Origin of the sequence: Staphylococcus pasteuri (genome assembly GCF_030547725.1) — a bacterium.
Lineage (GTDB): Bacteria > Bacillota > Bacilli > Staphylococcales > Staphylococcaceae > Staphylococcus > Staphylococcus pasteuri.
On sequence record NZ_JAUOQO010000349.1, the window covers coordinates 1 to 271 of the forward strand.

The following is a 271-nucleotide window of genomic DNA, read 5'->3' on the forward strand; positions in this document are numbered from 1 at the left end:
CGCTCATCAATTACCTGACGGGCTTTGATCGTCGCCATCTCACCTGCCTTATCGGGATCGCTTATCGTATCAGCGCGTATCAGGGTCTGCGTCTTGCACGCGTTGTCGATGACTTTCTCGATACGCGCAGCCACACGATAAGTGCTGCCCACCTTGATCGGCTCGGGATAAATCAGAAAACCATTGTATTCGATGGGATCGTTTTTGGGGCTATCCTCTGCCTCACGACCGCCGAAAAGTTTCTTGAAAAAAGACATGCGTGCCTCTGAAG

Annotated in this window: 1 protein-coding gene; it reads right to left on the bottom strand. The window is 51.7% G+C overall.

The window, feature by feature from the left end:
• A partial coding sequence (locus tag Q4528_RS13950) for an HlyU family transcriptional regulator (RefSeq protein ID WP_303522186.1) occupies positions 1–257 on the bottom strand: 257 nt, incomplete at its 3' end.
• Positions 258–271: the final 14 nt, after the last annotated feature.